The sequence below is a fragment of the Chromohalobacter canadensis genome (assembly GCF_029544075.1).
Taxonomy (GTDB): domain Bacteria; phylum Pseudomonadota; class Gammaproteobacteria; order Pseudomonadales; family Halomonadaceae; genus Chromohalobacter; species Chromohalobacter canadensis_A.
In genome coordinates this window covers 1-18,713 of record NZ_JAJQJH010000011.1, presented here as the reverse complement: position 1 = coordinate 18,713, position 18,713 = coordinate 1, and the positions used below count along the sequence as shown (strand labels likewise).

At 66.5% G+C, this 18,713-nt stretch carries 12 protein-coding genes; 8 read left to right on the top strand and 4 right to left on the bottom strand.

All coding sequences use genetic code 11. The annotated features are described in order from the left end of the window. The first annotated feature begins 51 nt into the window (after window positions 1-51). Entirely contained in the window at window positions 52-1,200 is a 1,149-nt protein-coding gene (locus LUN51_RS12920) for a GTP cyclohydrolase II (protein WP_246893829.1), read from the top strand. 13 nt (window positions 1,201-1,213) lie between these two features. Here the strand turns inward: LUN51_RS12920 and LUN51_RS12915 are convergent, their stop codons facing one another. The 4 genes from LUN51_RS12915 to recC are packed head-to-tail and all read right to left on the bottom strand — an operon-like array spanning window position 1,214 to window position 11,392. Continuing rightward, complete coding sequence (locus tag LUN51_RS12915) at window positions 1,214-2,047, bottom strand: creatininase family protein (protein ID WP_246893830.1); 834 nt, start codon at window positions 2,045-2,047, stop codon at window positions 1,214-1,216. Beyond that, a complete protein-coding gene (gene recD / locus LUN51_RS12910) occupies window positions 2,044-4,011 on the bottom strand; it encodes an exodeoxyribonuclease V subunit alpha (RefSeq protein WP_277811592.1) in 1,968 nt (655 codons plus the stop codon). The genes LUN51_RS12915 and recD overlap by 4 nt, the downstream gene beginning before the upstream one ends. Further along, a complete protein-coding gene (recB, locus tag LUN51_RS12905) occupies window positions 4,008-7,775 on the bottom strand; it encodes an exodeoxyribonuclease V subunit beta (RefSeq protein WP_277811591.1) in 3,768 nt (1,255 codons plus the stop codon). The genes recD and recB overlap by 4 nt, the downstream gene beginning before the upstream one ends. Further along, window positions 7,772-11,392, bottom strand: a complete 3,621-nt coding sequence (gene recC, locus LUN51_RS12900; protein WP_277811590.1) for an exodeoxyribonuclease V subunit gamma — start codon at window positions 11,390-11,392, stop codon at window positions 7,772-7,774. The genes recB and recC overlap by 4 nt, the downstream gene beginning before the upstream one ends. Window positions 11,393-11,625: 233 nt before the next feature. Here recC and bioB point away from each other — a divergent pair, with 233 nt between their 5' ends. From bioB to LUN51_RS12865, 7 genes are all read left to right on the top strand, one after another. Beyond that, a complete protein-coding gene (gene bioB, locus LUN51_RS12895; RefSeq protein WP_277811589.1) occupies window positions 11,626-12,735 on the top strand; it encodes a biotin synthase BioB in 1,110 nt (369 codons plus the stop codon). 3 nt (window positions 12,736-12,738) lie between these two features. Next, entirely contained in the window at window positions 12,739-13,899 is a 1,161-nt protein-coding gene (gene bioF / locus LUN51_RS12890) for an 8-amino-7-oxononanoate synthase (RefSeq protein WP_277811588.1), read from the top strand. A gap of 70 nt (window positions 13,900-13,969) precedes the next feature. Then, complete coding sequence (locus LUN51_RS12885) at window positions 13,970-14,782, top strand: methyltransferase domain-containing protein (RefSeq protein WP_277811587.1); 813 nt, start codon at window positions 13,970-13,972, stop codon at window positions 14,780-14,782. A gap of 1 nt (window position 14,783) precedes the next feature. Continuing rightward, window positions 14,784-15,506, top strand: coding sequence for a dethiobiotin synthase (gene bioD / locus LUN51_RS12880; protein WP_277811586.1), 723 nt, complete (start codon window positions 14,784-14,786; stop codon window positions 15,504-15,506). Then, window positions 15,503-16,783 (top strand): adenosylmethionine--8-amino-7-oxononanoate transaminase, encoded by a 1,281-nt coding sequence (gene bioA / locus LUN51_RS12875; RefSeq protein WP_277811585.1) that lies wholly within the window; start codon window positions 15,503-15,505, stop codon window positions 16,781-16,783. The genes bioD and bioA overlap by 4 nt, the downstream gene beginning before the upstream one ends. A gap of 142 nt (window positions 16,784-16,925) precedes the next feature. Next, the gene (locus tag LUN51_RS12870; RefSeq protein ID WP_277811584.1) at window positions 16,926-17,930 is read left to right on the top strand and encodes an amidoligase family protein; all 1,005 of its coding nucleotides are present in this window, start codon (window positions 16,926-16,928) and stop codon (window positions 17,928-17,930) included. After that, complete coding sequence (locus tag LUN51_RS12865; RefSeq protein WP_277811583.1) at window positions 17,927-18,595, top strand: gamma-glutamyl-gamma-aminobutyrate hydrolase family protein; 669 nt, start codon at window positions 17,927-17,929, stop codon at window positions 18,593-18,595. The genes LUN51_RS12870 and LUN51_RS12865 overlap by 4 nt, the downstream gene beginning before the upstream one ends. Window positions 18,596-18,713 lie beyond the last annotated feature (118 nt).

Here is an 18,713-nt window from a genome sequence, read left to right as displayed (position 1 = left end):
TCATGACACGTCATCGAAGCATTACGACGCGCAAAAACCAAGGAGAGGCTCATGAGACAGGTAGAACGTACGATCTTCGACTTGCGCCGCGGCTTGCCGGTCGTGCTGCGCACTCCACAAGACGACGTCTTGGTCCAGCCACTGGAAGGCATCGACGACGACACCCTAACATCGCTCGCCACCCTGGCCGGCCACGCGCCCGGTCTGGTGATTACCGAGCATCGGCATGCCCGCCTCGGCGCGTCGATGCCCAGCGCATCCCACGCCGTACATCTGCCGCTAAGCGTGGACCATCGTGCTGGCGATGTCATCGCTTGGGCCATGGCGGCCGAGGCCGACACACCAAAGGCGTCGCAACCCGCCACGCCGGCGGAGACCGCGGCGCTGGGCTTGATGCGACGTGGACTTTTGGTGCCCGCCGCTTTGAGTGCCACGGTGGCCCCGGCGCGCCGCGAGGCGGTAGATGCCCTCATCGCCGACGGCACCTTATTGGCCGTGTCACTCGAAGACGTACAACGCTACGACGAAGGCGACATGACCTCGCTCAAGCGCATCAGCGAAGCGGAGATCCCACTGGCCGAGGCCGAGCGCACGCGATTTGTGCTGTTCCGTGAGAGCGACGGCCTGCGTGAGCACCTCGCAGTACTGGTCGGCGATCCTACCCGGTGGGCAGACGCCGTACCGACGCGCCTGCACTCGGCCTGCCTGACGGGCGATTTGTTCGGTAGCCTGCGCTGCGACTGCGGTGAGCAATTACGTGGCAGCGTGGCCGCCATCGCCGAGCGCGGCGGCGGCATCCTCCTGTACCTCGCCCAGGAGGGACGCGGCATCGGGCTGGCCAACAAACTGCGGGCCTACCACCTGCAGGATGACGGCCTGGATACCGTCGACGCCGACCAAGTGCTGGGTTTCGGCGACGATGAGCGCCGTTATCATGTGGCGCTGCAAATGCTCGAAGCACTCTCCATCACGCGCATCGCACTACTGACCAACAACCCCGGCAAGATCGACGCCATGAGCCGAGGTGGCGTCGAGGTAGTCGGCCGCCAAGCTTGCTATGGCAAGCTCAACGAACACAACCGACGTTACCTGAGCGCCAAGGCAGAACGCGCGGGGCACTGGTTGGACGACGTGCTGGAGCCCCCGGACGTCACCGACAGGCGCGCCCCGCACCGTGATACGTCGGGCTCGCTCGAATGACGTGACGTACCGCTCACTGCGGCGAGCGTTCGCGCAGTTGGGCCAGATCGAAGCAGTGGGCTTCCTCGACCACGCTCGCCAAGCGCGCGGCGAAATGAGCGACCAGCCGCTCCCCCAGGGCCGGCGTGGCCAGGGTTGCGTTGCCCACCACACCGCTGGGATGCAGATCCTGCGCCATCCAGGCGAAGCCGGCATCGCCCTCAGGGAGTAGCGTGCGTCCGGCGCGTTCCTGGTGAGCCCCTAGCGAGACGGCCTCGCTGAGTTCGGTCTGGCGTACCTTGTGCGGCACCAGGTGCATCATCATTGCGGTTTCCAGCGCACCGCCATGCAGCCCGTGGCGCAACTCCTCGGCGGGCAGCGCATCTTCGGGCGGCGCGAAGCGAAAGTAATTCGCCTTGACTACCAGCAAGCCATAGCGCTCGCGTAACTTGAGTGCCGCCAGATCGACCACCGCCTTATTGCCGCCATGGCTATTGAACAGCACCAGGCGACGGATCCCCGCACGCGCCACGCTGTCACCGATATCCACCAGATGCGCGATGGCCGTCTCCGGCGTCAGGCTCAAAGTGCCCGCGAAGTTACCATGCTCGAGGCTCGACCCCACCGCCAACGTAGGCAGTATCAGCAAATCCCGCGATGCTGCGACACGTTCACGCATCGCCGCGACCAGGCCGTCGGCGATATCCACGTCGGTGGAAAGCGGCAGATGTGCGCCATGCTGTTCGATGGCCCCTAACGGCAACAACGCCACGCTCTCTGGGCCTACGCGCCGAGCCAGCTCGGGACTGCTCAACGACGCCCAGTCGCTGCCACCGATCGCGGCATTTTCAGGCGATGAAGCATTCATGATGTCTCCTCCTCATCCAGCACCGCCACCCAGTCGGCGAAGCCGCTGTCACGCACTACGCGTCGGTGCAGAGCGCTGTCCATGACCCGCGCATCGCCGCCGGCCAGCGTCAACTGGCGCTTGGCGCGGGTAATGCCGGTATACACCAGCTCGCGGGTCAGAATAGGGTTAGCGTGCTCGGGTAAGACGAACAGCACATGGGCGAACTCGGAGCCCTGCGATTTATGCACAGTCATCGCGAATACCGTCTCGCAGGCCTCGAGTCGCGACGGCAACACCGCCCGTGCGCCATCGGCGGTCGCGAAGAACACCCGCAGACGCTGCTGCGCCTCGGGGTCGGGCAAGACGATACCGATGTCGCCGTTATAGAGCGCCAGTTGCGGGTCATTGCGCGTCACCATCACCGGACGCCCGGCGTACCAGCCCTGATGATCGTCGATGAAGCCTTCCCGCCATAGGCGTGTGGCGATACGCGCGTTGAGCCCCTCGACGCCCCTGGGGCCACGTTTGAGCGCACACAGCACCTGGAAGTCCCCTAGCCGTTCCAGCGCCTCCGTCGCCGTGGCGCCTGCCGCGATACGCCGATAGAGAGCGCGATAGCCGGCCAGCGCGGCCCGCTCGACGGCCATCTGGTCGCGCGCCGCCGTTAGCCAATTGATATCCGCGTACCCCGCGTCCCATGCACGGCGAAACGCCGCGACATCGCCAGCATTGGTCGCCGCCGCCAGGGCGCCGATGCCGCTATGCACATCGAAGCGGTAGCTCTTGCGCAGCATGACCACGTGATCGGCCAGCGGCGAGCACGCCGCATCGGGTGTCATCGAGATCCCCGCCAGCCGCTCGAGCACCTCACAGGCATGCGGCGAATAGCCCTGGTCCAGGGCATTGGCGCAAAGATCGCCAAGCACCGAGCCAGCCTCCACCGAGGCGAGCTGATCCTTGTCGCCGAGCAGGATCAGGCGCGCCTCGGCCGGCATGGCCTCGAGCAGCGCGGCCATCAACTCCAGATCCACCATAGAGGCTTCGTCCACCACCAGCAGGTCGAGACTCAGCGGATGCCCGGCGTGATGGCGAAAGCGACGCGTATCCGGACGCGCGCCAAGCAGGCGATGAAGCGTCAACGCCTCACGTGGCAAGGCCGCCTTGACGTCATCGTCGACGTCGAGATCCTTCACCGCGCCAGCGATAGACTCGGACAATCGTGCCGCCGCCTTGCCGGTGGGCGCGGCCAGTTGGATACGCAAGCCGTGGCTCGATGCCACCGACGACAACGCCTGTGTCTGAAGCAATGCCAACAGCCGCGTCACGGTCGTGGTCTTGCCGGTACCGGGGCCGCCAGAGATGATCGTCATCCGGTTACGCAGCGCCAGCGTGCACGCCACCTTTTGCCAATCCGGCATATCGTCGTGCGTGGCGTTCGCGGCAAACAGCCGCGCCAGAGGCTCGGCCAGTGACGCTTCGACCGGTAAGGGGCGCCCCAGACGCTCGCCGAGATGCGCCGCCACCGCTCGCTCGGCAGACCAGTAGCGGCGTAGATACAACCGCTCGCCCTCCAGCACCAGCGGCGTAGTGCCCGGCCCAGGCGGCGCCACCAGCGGCGAAACGGCCAATCGCGCGGCCCAGGTGGCACTATCCAGCCCCTGCAGGAAGTCTTCGGGAAGCGGCACCTCGGCCTGTGGCGCGCCTTCTTCCAACGGCGGCAACGAGAGTACGTCGCGCGGCGCCGCCAAGGCACGCGAAAGCGCCAGACAGACATGGCCACGACCCAATTGATGGCTGGTCAACGCCGCCGCCAGCAGCACTTCGGCCGGCGCCTCGGAGTCGAGTTCGGCGAGAAAGCGCACGAAGTGAGCATCCAAGGCACGCAGCCAGCCCAGCGCCTCCCACCACGCCAGGCTCTCGAACAATCTCGTGCGTGAAGGCGGCGTCGCCTCCAGGATCAAGGAATATTGTGCATCGCTCATGCATTCTCTCCCGGGGCAGTCTCAGGCACGGCGACGCCGTATTCACGACGCAGCGCCTCGACGGGCGCCACGTCGCCGGCGAGCCAGGCATCCAAGGCCTCTATCAAGCGCCGCTCGGGACGCCGCTGAAAGACACCATGGCCCGGTGTGCCATCGAAGCCGCGCAGAAACATGTAACAGGCCCCGCCCATGTGGATATCGTAATCGTAATCCTCGAGACGCGCCTTCAGCAGGCGATGCAGCGCCAGCACGTACAACACGTACTGCAGGTCGTAGCGATGCGCGACCATGGCCTCGGCCAGCGCCTCGTGGTGATAGTCAGCCAGCGCGTCGCCCAGATGATTCGACTTCCAGTCGAGGACGTACCAGCGGCCATCCTCGGCCTCGAACACCAGGTCGACGAAGCCCTTGAGCATGCCGTTGAGTTTGCGCGGCGCCAGCCGAGGGCGCGGTGTCGGCAAGGGTTCCAGCGCGCAGACCAGCGCATCGAGCGGCGTACTCCAGGCATCCTCGGCGGGCAACCAGAACTCCAGCTCGGCGCGCCAGGCGGCCAAGCCATCGAGACGAATCGCAGCGTCCTGATGGCCGACAAACGGCGTCGGCAGTGCCTGACATAACCAATCGAGCAACACCGGCGCCCACTCGGCGTCGAAGCCGCCGAGGTGCAAGCGCGTGCTGACCAGACGCTGCAATTCGTCGCGATACGCCGGTTCACTCAGGCGGTCGAAGTCCACCGCTTCCAGCAGGCTATGCAGGAAAGTCCCCGGGCGCGGGCCGCGCGGAAAATCGCGCAGCGTGCGTGCGGCGGGACGCGGCACCGGGTCGCGCTCGCGGCTGACCTCGACATCCAGCGTCGCCGGGGCATCCCAGGGCAGCGCCTGTGCACCCGTGCCGGCCTCGAGACGTGCGTCGACGATCAACGCCGAATACGAGGCGATCCACCAATCGTCGTCGATGCCCCCCGTAAAACGTCGCGCCGGGGCCATTTCCGGAGCAGTGTCGCCAAGCCGCAGGCGATGCGCGGGCGGCGCGGGGCACGCCTCGATGTTCAGCGCCGCCGCCAAGCGTTCGCGCAGCGCATGCCCGTCGTCGTCGGCCTGGCAGCCCAGCAGTCGGCCCAACGCCGTTTCGTGTAGGCAGGTCGACGCGCCGCGCCCGCGCCCCAGTGGCGCGACGCCCAGGCGACAGGCATGTGCGGCCCGCGTGAGTGCGACATAGAGCAGCCGAACGTCCTCGTCTAGCCGCGCCTGCTCGGCGGCCGCCAGTTGCGTGTCGTCGGCACCGTGCACCCAGACACGCCCTTGTTGCGGATCGCGCCATTCGAGCAGGCCGGTACTGCGATCCGGTGCCGCCGGTCGGTAATCGCAGACGAACGGCAACAGCACGATGGGATATTCGAGGCCCTTGGCCTTGTGGATGGTGATGACCTTGACCAGATCCTCATCACTTTCCAGGCGCTGACTGACGGCCTCGGCATCGAGTTCGGCCGCGCCTTCGAGAAGCGCACGATGCCACCAGCGCAACAGCGCATGCTCGCCGTCGAGCCGGGCCGACACCGTCTGCGCCAGCTCTCCCAGGTGCAGAAGGTCGGTCAGCGCACGCTCGCCATCGTCGCGCTGCCCCAGGCGTTCGGCGACCCGGAAGTCGCGCATTACCGCGCGCAGCATGGGCAGCACGCCACGCCGCTGCCACTGGCGATGATAGTCGGCGAAACGCTCGACTTCGCGCTCCCACGCCAGCTCATCGGCGAGCAGCGCTTCCAACGTCGCCGGTGTATCGCACAGAAGGCGCGTCGCCAGCGCCGCCTTGAGGCGAGCGTCCTGGCGCGGCTGCGCCACCGCCTCGAACAACTGCAGCAGCTCGAAGGCCAGCGGGGTATCGAAGACGCTGGAGCGCTCGCTGAGATAGACGCTGCGAATGCCGCCCTCGGCCAGCGCGCGACGCACCGCCAGCGCCTCGGCGCCCTTGCGCACCAGAATCGCGATGTCAGCGGGGCGTACCGCACAACGCGCACCGCTGCCATCGACAAAGTACGCGCCCCCCTCGAGCAGGCGCTGCGTCTCGGCACGCGCAGCGCTTGCCATGCGCGTCTGGTAATCCGCCTTGGTGTGACGCTCCTCGTTCGGCCACCAGGCGCCGAGCGCTGCCATATCGTGGCCATCGGCATTCACCAGACGCGTCGACTTGCCTTGGGCCTCGACCTCGACAAAGGGGATCTCGTCGCTGCCGAAGGGTTCGGGATGGCGCGTGAACAGCGTATTGACCGCCTTGACCATGGCCTGGCTGGAGCGAAAATTGCGCGCCAGGGTGAAGCGACTCGGGGTTTCGCGCCGCGCCGCCAGATAGGTATCGATATCGGCGCCGCGAAAGGCATAGATCGCCTGCTTGGGATCGCCGATCATCAACAAGGTGGTCGCGGTCTCCGACTCAGGTGCCCGGTAAATCCGCGAGAAGATGCGGTACTGCAGCGGGTCGGTGTCCTGAAACTCGTCGATCAGCGCCACTGGCAGCGCCCGGCGAATGCGCCCGGCGAGGCGCAAGGCAGCTTCGGGGGCCGCGTCGGGGTCGAGCGCGGCGTCCAGGTCACAGAGCAGGTCGCCGAATTCCCATAATCCTTGGCGATGCTTCTCGGCGGCGAACATCGCCGTCACCGTATCGCGGGCGTGAGCCAGCACTTGCGGCGCCAACTGGTCGAAGGGCGTGGCGGTTTCGACCAGTTCGTCAAGCACCGCGAAGAAGGGATGCGCGGGGATGTCATGGCCCTTCTTGGTGGCCCCCTCGAGCTTGGCCTGGCTCAGCCAGAAGCGGCCCTGACTGTCGGTCGTGTCGTCATCGCCGCCCGCTTCGAGCGTCGTCAGCCACTGCTCGAATGCCGCCAGGCGTGTCCCGAGCTCTTCCGGCTTGTAACTGCGCTTGTTGAGGGAGCCGCGCTCGAAGGCTTCTTGCAGGCAGGTCGCGATGGCGTCACGATCCCACGCCTGTCGCAGCCGGGCTTCCAGTTCACTGCGGGCGGCCAACGAGCGCTCCGCGCTCTCCAACAACGCGTGCAGCGACGCGGGCGCCTGGATATGCTCGCCATCCCACCACAGTGGCTGTGCCCGGCCTTCCTTGAGTAGCGGCGTCAAGGCACGGCTCAGCGCCTCCGGCCCCTCCCAACGTCGACGAATCTCGCGCTGCCAGTGCGCGGCGAGTGGATAGAAATGGCAGCGCCAGTAATCCTCCACGACGCGCGTCAGCAAGGCCGAGCCATCCTGCAGTAGCTCGGCACCGAAGCGGGCGCCGGCATCGAAGGCATGGCGGGTCAGCATGCGCTGGCAAAAGCCATGGATGGTGAAAATCGCCGCCTCGTCCATCAGCCGCGCGGCCTGATCCAGGCGCTTGGCGGCACCGGCCAAGGCCTCGTCACCGGCCTCGACCAAGGGCGCCAGCAGCGCCGCGAGGACCTTGTCGTCACGCGCTTCGTTCGTCGCCAGCAACCAATCGCGGGCCTCCTTGAGACGCGCTCGAATGCGTCCGCGCAGCTCGGCGGTAGCGGCTTCGGTAAAGGTCACCACGAGAATTTCCGGCGGCAACAGCGGGCGCGGGAAATCGTGATCTTCGCGCCCGGGTAACGGGCCGAGCACCAAACGCACATAGAGTGCCGCCAAGGTAAAGGTCTTGCCGGTACCCGCACTCGCCTCGATCAGGTGATGGCCGGTCAGCGGCAGGGTCTTGAGCACCAAGGGCTGAACGGTCGGCGCCGTTGCATGGCTGGGCGACGTCATGAACGACCTCCGTGTACCCGCTGGGTAATTCGCGCCAGCATGTCCAGTAGCGGCGCATACTGGGTAAGCGAGGCGGCAATGCCGCCCGCTGCCTCGAAGGTAGCGAAATCGGGCCACAGCTGACCCAGGGCGCCGTCACTGGCACGCAGCGCCGCCGGCCCGGAGAAGGCATCGGTCTCATAGCGCGCGATGAGCGCCTCGCGCAGGCCAGCATCTGGCGCCTCGCCTGCCGCCAACGGCACCCATTCGGCACGCGGCAAACGTTTCCAGACCTCCTTGGCGACCTCATCGATGGCCGGCCTCGGCGCTCGATAGGCACACGCCCAAGCCACCAGCAGGCCATCGAGCTCGCCTGCGGCGCTGGCCTTGTCCAGGCCCGGGAGGAGCAGACAGCGATCCTCGAAGATCGCCGTCCAGGCACACGGCGCCTCCAGCGTGGCATTGGCGAGCAACCAGCGCAGATAGCCGGTATAAAGTCGATGCAACTTGCCGACATGGCGATAAGGACCCTCGCCTTCGACCTTGAGATGCCCGTAGTGTCCCGGCTCCAGCGTCACCAGCCGCCAGGGCGCCGTGGCTTCTTCAGGCGCGGCGAAAAGCCCGTCGAGACGCGCTTCGAGCGTCAGTGCCTTGTCATGGCCATCGACATAACGCACCAGCGGTGGCGACGACGTGACGCATTCGGCCACCTCACGGCGCCAGCTTTCCACCTGACGCGACAGGCGCGCCAGGCGCGGTTCGATCAGGGCCTCGCCGAAACCGGCCGTCGGCAAGCGCCCGGCCATGCGCAGCCGCTCGGCGACGGCGGTCAACGGCACACCCTCGCGGGCACCCTCGAGCAGCTCGCGCTTGAGACCGTGATCTTCCAGGCCGTCCGGAGCGAATGGTTCGTTGTCCTCGTCGGGCACATGGGCGTCGGCGAAATGCACGCCCAGGCGCCCCAGATAAACCGTCCATGGGCGTCGCAGCACGCGTTGTAGATCACCCACCCCAAGCGGTTCACTGGGCAACTCGACCGCCGTGGCGGCATTGCACGGTGCAGCTTCGTCACGCTCGGGGGGCATATACAGCGCCTCCCAGCTCGACTCATAGGTAAAGTGCGGGTCGTCGCGTTCGAAGTAGCGTCGCGAGAACGGCTGCAACGGATGTGTCTCGATCAGGCGCTGCGCCAGGCGGGTGGCGCGGTCGGCGACATCCCTCTCGGGCACATCCCAGCCCTGTTCGATAGTATCGAGCAACTCGCCGAGCAACACCGACGGCGGGCGCGGGGTATTGTCGCGCACGTCACGCCCCACCCAAGAAAGCGTCAAGCATTCGCGCGCCGACAGCATGGCTTCGAGCATCAGGTAACGGTCGTCGTCCCGCCGCGAACGATCACCGGGACGCGGGCGCGTCGCCATCAGATCAAAATCCTGGGGCTGTCGCACGCGGGGGTAATCGCCGTCATTCATGCCCAGCAGATAGACATGACGGAAGGGAATCGCGCGCATCGGCATCAAAGTCGCGAAGTTGACCTTGCCGGCCAGAAAGCGCTGCGCGAGACCACCTTCGTCCAGTTCGGCACGCAACGCATCGCGCACCACGCCGAGCCCCACCTCAGCCTCGAAACCGGCCTGTCGACATTGCTGCGACCAGCGTCCCAGCGCCGCATCGAGGCGCGCTACGACATCATGCTCTTCCGCCGTGGTAGGGCTCAAACAGGCGGAAAACAAGGCTTGCAGACGTCCCAGCCACGCCTCGGGGGGCAACCGCTCGCTCAAGGCCGCACACTGTGTTTCCAGGGTGTCGAGCAGCGCCGCCACACGTCCGGCGAGGTCGGCCTCCAGGCCGCCCACCTCGGCATAGGGCACGATGCCCTGAAAGTCCCAACTCGGCGGGCGCCCCAGTGAGTCATCACTTTCGTCACGAGACGCGGCTGATGGCGGCTCACCCACGGCGTAACCGAGCAGCATGCGCGACAGCCCGAAGCGCCAGCTGTTCTCGCCCAGCGCCGGAAACCCGAGTGACTGACGGTGCTCGGCACTCAGCCCCCAGCGCACGCCGCTGCCTGCCAGCCATTGGCGTAGCCGCTCGAGCTCGGCCTCGTCGATGGCAAAGCGCGCACGAAAGGCGGGCACTTCCAGGGCATCGAGCACCTCGCTGACCGTCAGCCGACGCTCGGGCAAGTCGAGCAACAGCAAGGCCAGCACCATGAGCGGGTCCGCCTCGCTGGCTACCTGGTCGGCGATGGTGAAGGGGATGTGCCGGGGATGCGACGGTGGCAACTGGCCGAAGACCGCCTCGATGCAGGGCGCGTAGCGATCGATCTCCGGCACCATGACCACGATGTCGCGAGGCCGCAGTGGTTCGCCCGCCGCCTCGGCGTCCTCGAAGGCCGCCAGCAAGCGGTCGTGGAGAATCTCCACCTCACGCAGCGGTGAGTGAGCGCTGACAAGGGCCAGAGAGTCGTCGTCCTCGGCGATCGTTCTGGGGCCACCTTCCTGTCGGGCACGCTCGCCAGGGTGCGCCAGCTCGAGTACGTCCTGCTGCAACTGCTGAAGCAGCGTCGGTGACTGCATGGGGGCCATATCACGAAAGACATCGGTTTCCAGGTCGAAGCCGCGCGCGCTCTCGAACTCATAAAGGCCGACGATGAAATCTCGCCCCTGAGTGCCCCACCCCGCCAGCAGCGGATTGGCGTGCAGATGCAGCGCTTCCTCGTCGAGTTCGGCCAACCACGGCGCTTCAGGGTGACGCGACTCCTGCTCGTGGCGTGCCCGGGCCGATAACCGCCCGGCACGCTTGATGGCATCACGGTCGGAGACGATATCGCCCCAGTAATGGCGACAGGGATTGGCGATCATCAGGAACACGTCGACCACGCCGGAAAGCGCGTGCAGGGCCTCGAGGGTCTGCGCCGGCAATGCCGAGATCCCGAACACGAACAGTCGCGGCGGTATATCGCGGGGGCGCTCGCGAAGCTGCCGGGCGGCGTCGAGAAAACGCCGGTGTAGACGCGCGCGATGGTGCTCACGCGCCTGCGCCGGGGCATCTTCTATCAGCGCCCGCCACAGCGCCGGCTGCCAGCGCTGGTCGTCGGGCAGGTCCGTGGGCGCATTTTCTCCCCGCTCCCAGGCTTCGATCCATTCGGGACGATAGATCAGGTACTGATCGAAGAGATCGGCGAGTCGCACCGCCAGATGCCAACGGCGACGCTCGCGCGCCTCATGTGCAGCGCCCGGCAACGGGCTCGCCTCGAGCGCCTCGCCTTGGAGATAGTCACGCAGCGGCGCGTAACACGCCGGGTCGTAGGGAGACGCCTCGGGATCGAGACAACGCTCCAGTAATTCCATCAGCCGCCAGGCCAGGGGTGTCTTGTCGAACGGGGACTGCTCGGGGATGTCGTCACCCAGCACCGCGCGATAGGCGCGCCACACGAAGCTTGAAGGCAGCGGAAAATCCACCGAGGCGGCGATGCCATCGGCCTCGGCTAAGGTCAAGCGCAACCACTGCGCCATGCCGTTGGATTGGACGAGAAAGGTTTCCGGCACCAGCGGCGGTTGACGGTGGCGCCGAATGACATCGAGCGCGAGCGTCCCCAGGTCCTCGAGGTGATTGGCGTGTATGACGCTGAACATGCAGGCTCCCGGCGGTCGAGGTGGCATCCAGCGGCATCTTACACCATCGCGAGAGCAGCCCCGAGCCCGGGGTAGACGGCAGACAAACGACGCGCCTGGTGGTCAGCACTTTAGACACCACGAGCCCTCAGTCAGTCAACTTAAAATAAGTTGAAGGTTGACATGTCGGCGCAGCCTCGTACCCTCTTTGTCAACTTTTTAAATCCCATAAGTTAACTAACAGCGAGAACATCATGTCTGCCCCGTCCCGCGACCATGCTTGGGCCGATTCGTCGCCGGCCTCTCGACCAACGCGCCACGACTGGTCCCTGGAGGAGATAGAAGCGCTATTCGCGCTACCCTTCAACGACCTGCTGTTCCGTGCCCAGCAGGTGCACAGAGCACATTTCGATCCCAACGCCGTGCAAGTCTCAACCCTGCTGTCGATCAAGACCGGCGCCTGCCCCGAAGACTGCAAGTATTGCCCGCAATCCGGGCACTACAACACCGGGCTCGGCAAGGAAAAGCTGCTCGAGATCGAGAAGGTGGTAGAGCAGGCCAAGGCCGCCAAGGAAGCCGGCGCCAGCCGCTTCTGCATGGGCGCCGCCTGGCGCAGCCCGCAGGAGAAGGACCTGCGGGTGGTAATGGAGATGGTCGGCCGGGTCAAGGCACTGGGGCTGGAGACCTGCATGACTCTGGGCATGGTCGATGTCGACCAGGCCAAGCGACTCGCCGAGGCCGGGCTCGACTATTACAACCACAACCTGGATACCTCGCCGGAATACTACGGCGAGATCATCACGACCCGCTCCTATGCCGACCGCCTGGATACCCTGGCCAACGTGCGCGAGGCAGGCATGAAGGTCTGTTCGGGCGGCATCCTGGGCATGGGTGAAGCGCCCCGCGATCGCGCCGCCCTGCTCCAGCAACTGGTGCGCCTGGATCCGCATCCCGAGTCGGTGCCGATCAACATGCTGGTCAAAGTGCCGGGCACCCCGATGGAAAACGTCGAGGACATGGACCCACTCGAATTCATCCGCGCCATCGCCGTGGCCCGCATCCTGATGCCTAAAAGCCATGTGCGTCTGTCTGCCGGCCGCGAGCAGATGGACGAATCAACCCAAGCCCTGGCCTTCCTGGCCGGCGCCAACTCGATCTTCTACGGCGACACCCTGCTGACCACCGGCAACCCCCAGGTGGAACGCGACCGGGCACTGTTCGACAAGCTCGGCCTGCATCCTGAGCCTATCGATCCGAATACGCGCGACGCCCGCAGCGACGACGAACAAGCCGAAATCGCGCTGACCCATGCGATTCAGCGCCAGCGCGACGACTCCCTTTTCTACGACGCCGCCCGGGGCTGAGCCATGCACTCGCGTACGGACCTCTGGTCGACGCGGCTGGCGAGGGTCGCGGAACAGCGCCGCGCCGACGATGGTTGGCGGCAACGCCCCACCCTGAGCGATGTCGCGCCTTTCATCGATTTCGCCGGCAACGATTACTTGGGCCTGGCCGACGACCCGCGCCTGGCAGAGGCCCAGGCAGCGGCCGCGAGACGCCTGGGTGCCGGCGCCAAAGCATCGCACCTGGTATCCGGACACCTTGAGATCCACGAACGCCTTGAGCGACGCCTGGCCGAGCTGACCGGACGCCCCCGGGCGCTGCTGTTCTCCACCGGCTACATGGCCAATCTCGGTGTCCTGCAGGCGCTGTGCGACCGTCACACCCCGATCTTCCAGGATCGTTTGAACCATGCCTCGTTGATCGATGGCGCAAGGCTTGCCGGCGCGCCCTCGCGGCGCTTCCACCATCGCGACCTCGAGGATCTCGAGCGGCTGCTGGCCCGCGCCCCGGGCGATACGCCGACGCTGGTGGTCAGCGACGGCGTGTTCAGCATGGACGGCGACGTGGCCGACGTGGGTGGGCTCGCCGCGACCGCCCGTCGCCACGGCGCCTGGCTGATGCTCGACGACGCCCATGGCCTCGGCGTGCTCGGCGATCATGGCGACGGTTGCGTGGGTCGCGCCCATGACCACCATCAGGTGCCCATTCTGGTCGGCACGCTCGGCAAGGCACTGGGCAGTGCCGGGGCCTTCGTGGCCGGCGACGAGGCGCTGATCGACCACTTGATCCAGTTCGCCCGTCCCTACGTCTACACCACCGCCCAGCCGCCCGGCGTAGCGGCGGCCACCCTGGCCGCCCTGGATATCCTCGAGGCCGAACCCGAGCGCCGCGCCCGGCTCCATGAGCGCATCGCCGATTTCCGTCGCGAAGCCGCAAGGCTCGGCTTGCCGCTGGCCGACTCTCGGACACCCATTCAACCCATCGTGCTGGGTGACAACGCCCGCGTCATGCGCTGGGCCGAGCGCTTGGCCCGGGCGGGATTGCGTGTCGGCGCCATTCGCGCGCCCACGGTCCCCAAGGGCGAGGCGCGGCTGCGCATCACCCTCTCCGCCGCCCACGACGATGATGCCCTGGACGCCCTGCTCGACGGGTTGGCCGCCTGCCAGCGGGAGGACCGTGCATGACTGCCGCGTACGACAACCGTCTGGGACTGCTCGCCGGCTATGGCTGCGACGCCCATTCGGGTAAAACGCCATGAATGCCGCCACTTCTGTCCCCACACTGCCCAGTAATGACAGGGCAGCCGACTGGCGCGCCCGGGTCGCACATGCCTTTTCCCGTGCCGCGCCGCACTACCGGCAGCGTGCCCGGGCCCAGCAGGTCATGGCCGAGCGCCTGCTCGAGCGGCTGCCCGAACGCGCCGGCGCCGTGCTGGACCTGGGTTGCGGCCCCGGCGACCTGACCGCCGAGCTGGCCGGACGCTTCGGTGCTGGCAATGACGATGGCGCCACGATCCACGGCCTCGACCTGGCCCCGGGCATGCTCACCGAAGCCCGCCGCCATCACGGCGAGGCCATCCACTGGCTGTGCGCCGACGCCGCCGACCTGCCGCTGCCCAGCGGCAGCCTCGACCTGGTGGTCTCCAACCTGGCCATCCAGTGGTGCCCGGATCTGGACGCCGTGCTCGCCGAGATCCGCCGCGTGTCGAGGCCGGGCGGCCGCGTGCTGATCAACACCCTGGCGCCGGGCACGCTTTCCGAGGTCGGCCAGGCCTGGGCACGCCCCGCCGCGCTGCTCGAGTTTCGCGACGCGGCCCGCCACCGCCGTGCCGCCCACGCAGCCGGCTTCCGCCGGGTCGAGATCACGGCGCGTCTCGAGCGCTTCCATTATCCCGACCTCGCCGCGGTGATGGCCTCCATCAAGGGTGTTGGCGCCCAGGTAGCCCGCAACGGGGCGCGGCTCTCGCGCGCCGACGTGGCCTGCGCCACCCGACGCTTCGAGACGCTTCGCACCGAGGACGGCCTGCCCGTCTCCTATCACCTCCTGACGCTCGATCTGGAACGCTGACATGACCGCCTATTTCGTGACCGGCACCGACACCGACGCCGGCAAGACTCTCGTGGCCAGCGGCCTGCTGGCGCTGGCCCGCCGCCACGGCCTGACCACCCTGGGGCTCAAGCCCGTGGCTTCCGGCTGTGAGCCCACCGCCGAGGGGCTACGCAACATCGACGCCCTGACCCTCCAGGCCCAGAGCATGCCGACCACGGCCTACGCCACCCTCAATCCCTATACCTATGAACCGGCCATCGCGCCTCATCTGGCCGCCCGTCGGGCCGGCGAGCAACCGACTCTCGACGCCCTGGCCGCGCACGTCGCCGGACCGCTGTCCGAGAAACGAGACCTGACGCTGATCGAAGGTGCCGGCGGCTGGCGCGTGCCCCTCAACGACGACGAGGACCTCGCCGGCCTGGCGGTTCGCCTCGAACTGCCGGTGATCCTGGTCGTCGGGCTTGAGCTCGGCTGCCTGAACCATGCCCGGCTCAGCGCCGAGGCGATCCGCGCCGACGGACTGCGCTTGGCCGGCTGGGTGGGTAACCTGATCAACCCGGGCCTGTCCTTCGACGAGGTCGCCGACGAAGCCTGCTATCGCGACAACCTGGCGGCCCTCGAGCGCACTATGGAAGCGCCCTGCCTTGGCATCGTGCCGCGTCTGGCCGTCGACACGCCGGACGCACGCGCACTTGCCGCCGCCGACTACCTGACGCTGCCCACATGCGAGGAACTTCGATGACTCACGTCTGGCATCCTTACGCGCATCTCAAGACCCAAGCCCCCGCCCCCAAGGTGGTCGGCGGCGACGGTCCGCGTTTCACCCTGGACACCGGCGAGTCGCTGCTCGACGCCACCTGTTCCTGGTGGTGCATGATTCACGGCTATCGCCATCCCCGCCTGGTACGCGCCATACAGCAACAGGCCGATGAACTCTGCCATGTGATGCTCGGCGGACTGACCCACGAGCCGGCTGACTGCCTGGCCCGCGAACTGGTGCGCGTCACGCCCACCGACCTGAACCATGTGTTCTTCTCGGACAGCGGCTCGGTGGGCATGGAAGTGGCCATGAAGATGGCCGTGCAGTACCACTACCTGCGCGGCAAGCCGGCCAAGCACCGCATGCTGACGCTGATGAAGGCCTACCACGGCGACACTGCCGGCTGCATGGCGGTGTGCGACCCTGAAGAAGGCATGCACTCGCTGTTCGCGGGCTTCCTGCCGCAGCATCACTTCGCTCCGGCGCCCACCGCCGGTTTCGAGGCCGGCAAGGATGAGGTCCAGGCCGACCTCGATGCCCTGCGCGCCGTGCTCAAGGCCCATCATGACGAGATCGGCGCGCTGCTGATGGAACCGCTGCTGCAGGCGGCCGGCGGGCTCAACATGACCTCGCCCCACTACCTGCGTGGCGCACGCAAGCTGTGCGACGAGTTCGACGTGCTGCTGGTTTTCGACGAGGTGGCTACCGGCTTCGGCCGCACCGGCCGGATGTTCGCCGCCGACCACGCCGACGTGACGCCGGACATCATGGTGCTCTCCAAGGGCCTCACCGGCGGCTACCTGGGCCACGCCGCGACGCTGGCCACCGACCGGGTGCACGATGCCTTCATCGGCGATAGCGAGCTTCACGCCTTCATGCATGGCCCGACCTTCATGGGCAATCCGCTGGCCTGCCGCGTCGCGCTGGAGAGCCTGGCAGTGTTCGAGGAGGACGACTACCTGGGCCGCATTCAGGCGCTCAACACCGTGCTGCGCGAGGAACTTATGGACGACGCGGCGCTGCGCGCCCATCCGGACGTGTCCGACGTGCGGGTGCTAGGCGCCACCGCGGTGATCGAGGTCCACGATGCCGCCGCCCTCGAGGGCGTGGCCGATTTCGCCCGATCCCGGGGGGTGTGGCTGCGTCCCTTCGGTCGCTGGCTGTACACCATGCCGGCCTACATCACCTCAGGGGACGAGTTACGACGCATCACCGGTGCCATGAAACGTTGGTTTTTCGAGCGCAAAACTGCCTCATAAGCGCATGAGGCCGTTGTCCGTCCCAATATCCGCATGCCCCGGCGAGACGCCGGGTTACGTTTTCGCCCGGCGGCGATGTTAACCTATCGGGCTCATGTGCCCTTTCATTCACCGGCACCGCGAATTCCGCGAGGAGTCATCCGTGCAGCCATTGCCGCCTCCCTACCCGAATACCGCTGTGGGACGCCCACGGCGAGTCGGCGTGGAAATCGAATTCGCTGGCCTCATGCCCGACACCGCCGCACGGCTGGTCGCCGACTGCTTCGGTGGCGACATTGTGCGCAAGAGCCCCCACCGCCTGAGTGTCGAGGGCACGCCCTGGGGCAAGTTCACCATCGAGCTGGACAGCAAGTACGTCCATCCCGACGATGCGGTCATGAAAGCTAACGGGATGGCGCCCGGCCAGGCACCATCGGCGGGACGCGAATGGCGCGTGGAGTTTCATCAACGTTCGCGCGAGTGGCTCGGCGAAATGGTCGCCGGCCTGGTGCCTACCGAAATCGTCTCGCCGCCGATCCCATGGTCGGAACTCGGCGAGTTCGACCGGCTCTTCGAAGCCTTGCGCCGACATGGCGCCGAAGGCACCGATGCCAGCGTCTTCTATGGTTTCGGGTTGCATCTCAACCCCGAAGTCCCTGCGACCGATACGTCGAGCGTCCTAGCGCATCTGCAGGCCTATATCATCCTCGCCGCCTGGTTGCGCGATCAGATCCGGGTCGACATTACGCGCGAGATACTCCCGCATACCAACCCCTTCCCCAAGGCCTATGCCTTGAAGGTTCTCGACCCCGATTACCAGCCGACGCAAGCGCAGTTGATCAGCGATTACCTGCGCGACAATCCGACTCGCAACCGTGAACTCGATATGTGCCCCTTGTTCGCCTACCTCGCGCCCGAGGCCGCACATCCCTTGCTCCAGGAAAGCCTGGTCAAACCGCGCCCTACCTTTCACTTTCGCCTACCCAACGCCCAGCTCGACACGCTCGACTGGGGCAGCGTCACTGAATGGAACCGCTGGGTCACGGTCGAACGCCTGGCCGCCGACCCGCAAAGTCTGCGCACGCAGATGCAGGCCTATCGCGCCCATCATACGCAATCGACGATGGGGCAATGGCGAGACAAACTGAAACGCTGGGTCGAGAAATGAACTCACGACCGCTGATCGGCATCACCACGTCGGACCACAAGAGCTTTCTGGCGTGGGCATGCGACCGGCTCGCCGTTTGGCGTGCCGGCGGACAACCGGTGCGGCTATCACCCTCGCGCGAGATTCCCGAAGGACTGGCGGGATTGATGATCGGCGGTGGCGATGACATCGGCGCCCAGTTGTATGGCGGGGAAGTACGGCTGGACGTGCGCGTCGACCCCGCGCGGGACCGCCTTGAACTCGCTCTACTCGAGCGCTTTCTGCCCCAGCAGTTGCCCGTGCTGGGCATCTGCCGAGGCGCGCAGATCATCAACGTGCACTGCGGCGGCACCCTGATCGGCGATATCTATACCACCTACGATCATGTGCGCCGCCAGCGCACCGTACTGCCCCGCAAGCAGGTCGACATCGCTACCGGAAGCCGCTTGCATACCCTGCTCGGCGTCTCACGCTGTCGTGTCAATAGCTTGCATCACCAAGCGGTGGATCGACTCGGCGATACCCTTCACGTGGTGGCGCGCGACCGCAACGGCCTGATTCAGGCTATCGAGGCGCCCGAATGTCCGTATCTGGTCGGCGTGCAGTGGCACCCCGAATTTCTCGTTTTCAATCGCCCCCAGCAGCGCCTGATTCGAGGCCTCGTCGACGCTGCGCGCAAGTGTTGATCTCTTCACACAAGTTGCCCCCCCACACGACGACGCCCCGCATGATGGCGGGGCGTCGTGACCTTCGTGCAGTTTTTGTTCAGTACTTTTCAGCGGCTCATGAGGCCATGACGGCCAG

Bases quoted from the DNA above. Each gene is read 5' to 3' on its own strand.
- LUN51_RS12865 (WP_277811583.1), top strand. From the start codon at position 17,927: ATGAACTCACGACCGCTGATCGGCATCACCACGTCGGACCACAAGAGC.
- recB (WP_277811591.1), bottom strand. From the start codon at position 7,775: ATGACGTCGCCCAGCCATGCAACGGCGCCGACCGTTCAGCCCTTGGTG.
- recC (WP_277811590.1), bottom strand. From the start codon at position 11,392: ATGTTCAGCGTCATACACGCCAATCACCTCGAGGACCTGGGGACGCTC.
- bioB (WP_277811589.1), top strand. From the start codon at position 11,626: ATGTCTGCCCCGTCCCGCGACCATGCTTGGGCCGATTCGTCGCCGGCC.
- bioD (WP_277811586.1), top strand. From the start codon at position 14,784: ATGACCGCCTATTTCGTGACCGGCACCGACACCGACGCCGGCAAGACT.
- LUN51_RS12915 (WP_246893830.1), bottom strand. From the start codon at position 2,047: ATGAATGCTTCATCGCCTGAAAATGCCGCGATCGGTGGCAGCGACTGG.
- LUN51_RS12885 (WP_277811587.1), top strand. From the start codon at position 13,970: ATGAATGCCGCCACTTCTGTCCCCACACTGCCCAGTAATGACAGGGCA.
- recD (WP_277811592.1), bottom strand. From the start codon at position 4,011: ATGAGCGATGCACAATATTCCTTGATCCTGGAGGCGACGCCGCCTTCA.
- bioA (WP_277811585.1), top strand. From the start codon at position 15,503: ATGACTCACGTCTGGCATCCTTACGCGCATCTCAAGACCCAAGCCCCC.
- LUN51_RS12920 (WP_246893829.1), top strand. From the start codon at position 52: ATGAGACAGGTAGAACGTACGATCTTCGACTTGCGCCGCGGCTTGCCG.
- bioF (WP_277811588.1), top strand. From the start codon at position 12,739: ATGCACTCGCGTACGGACCTCTGGTCGACGCGGCTGGCGAGGGTCGCG.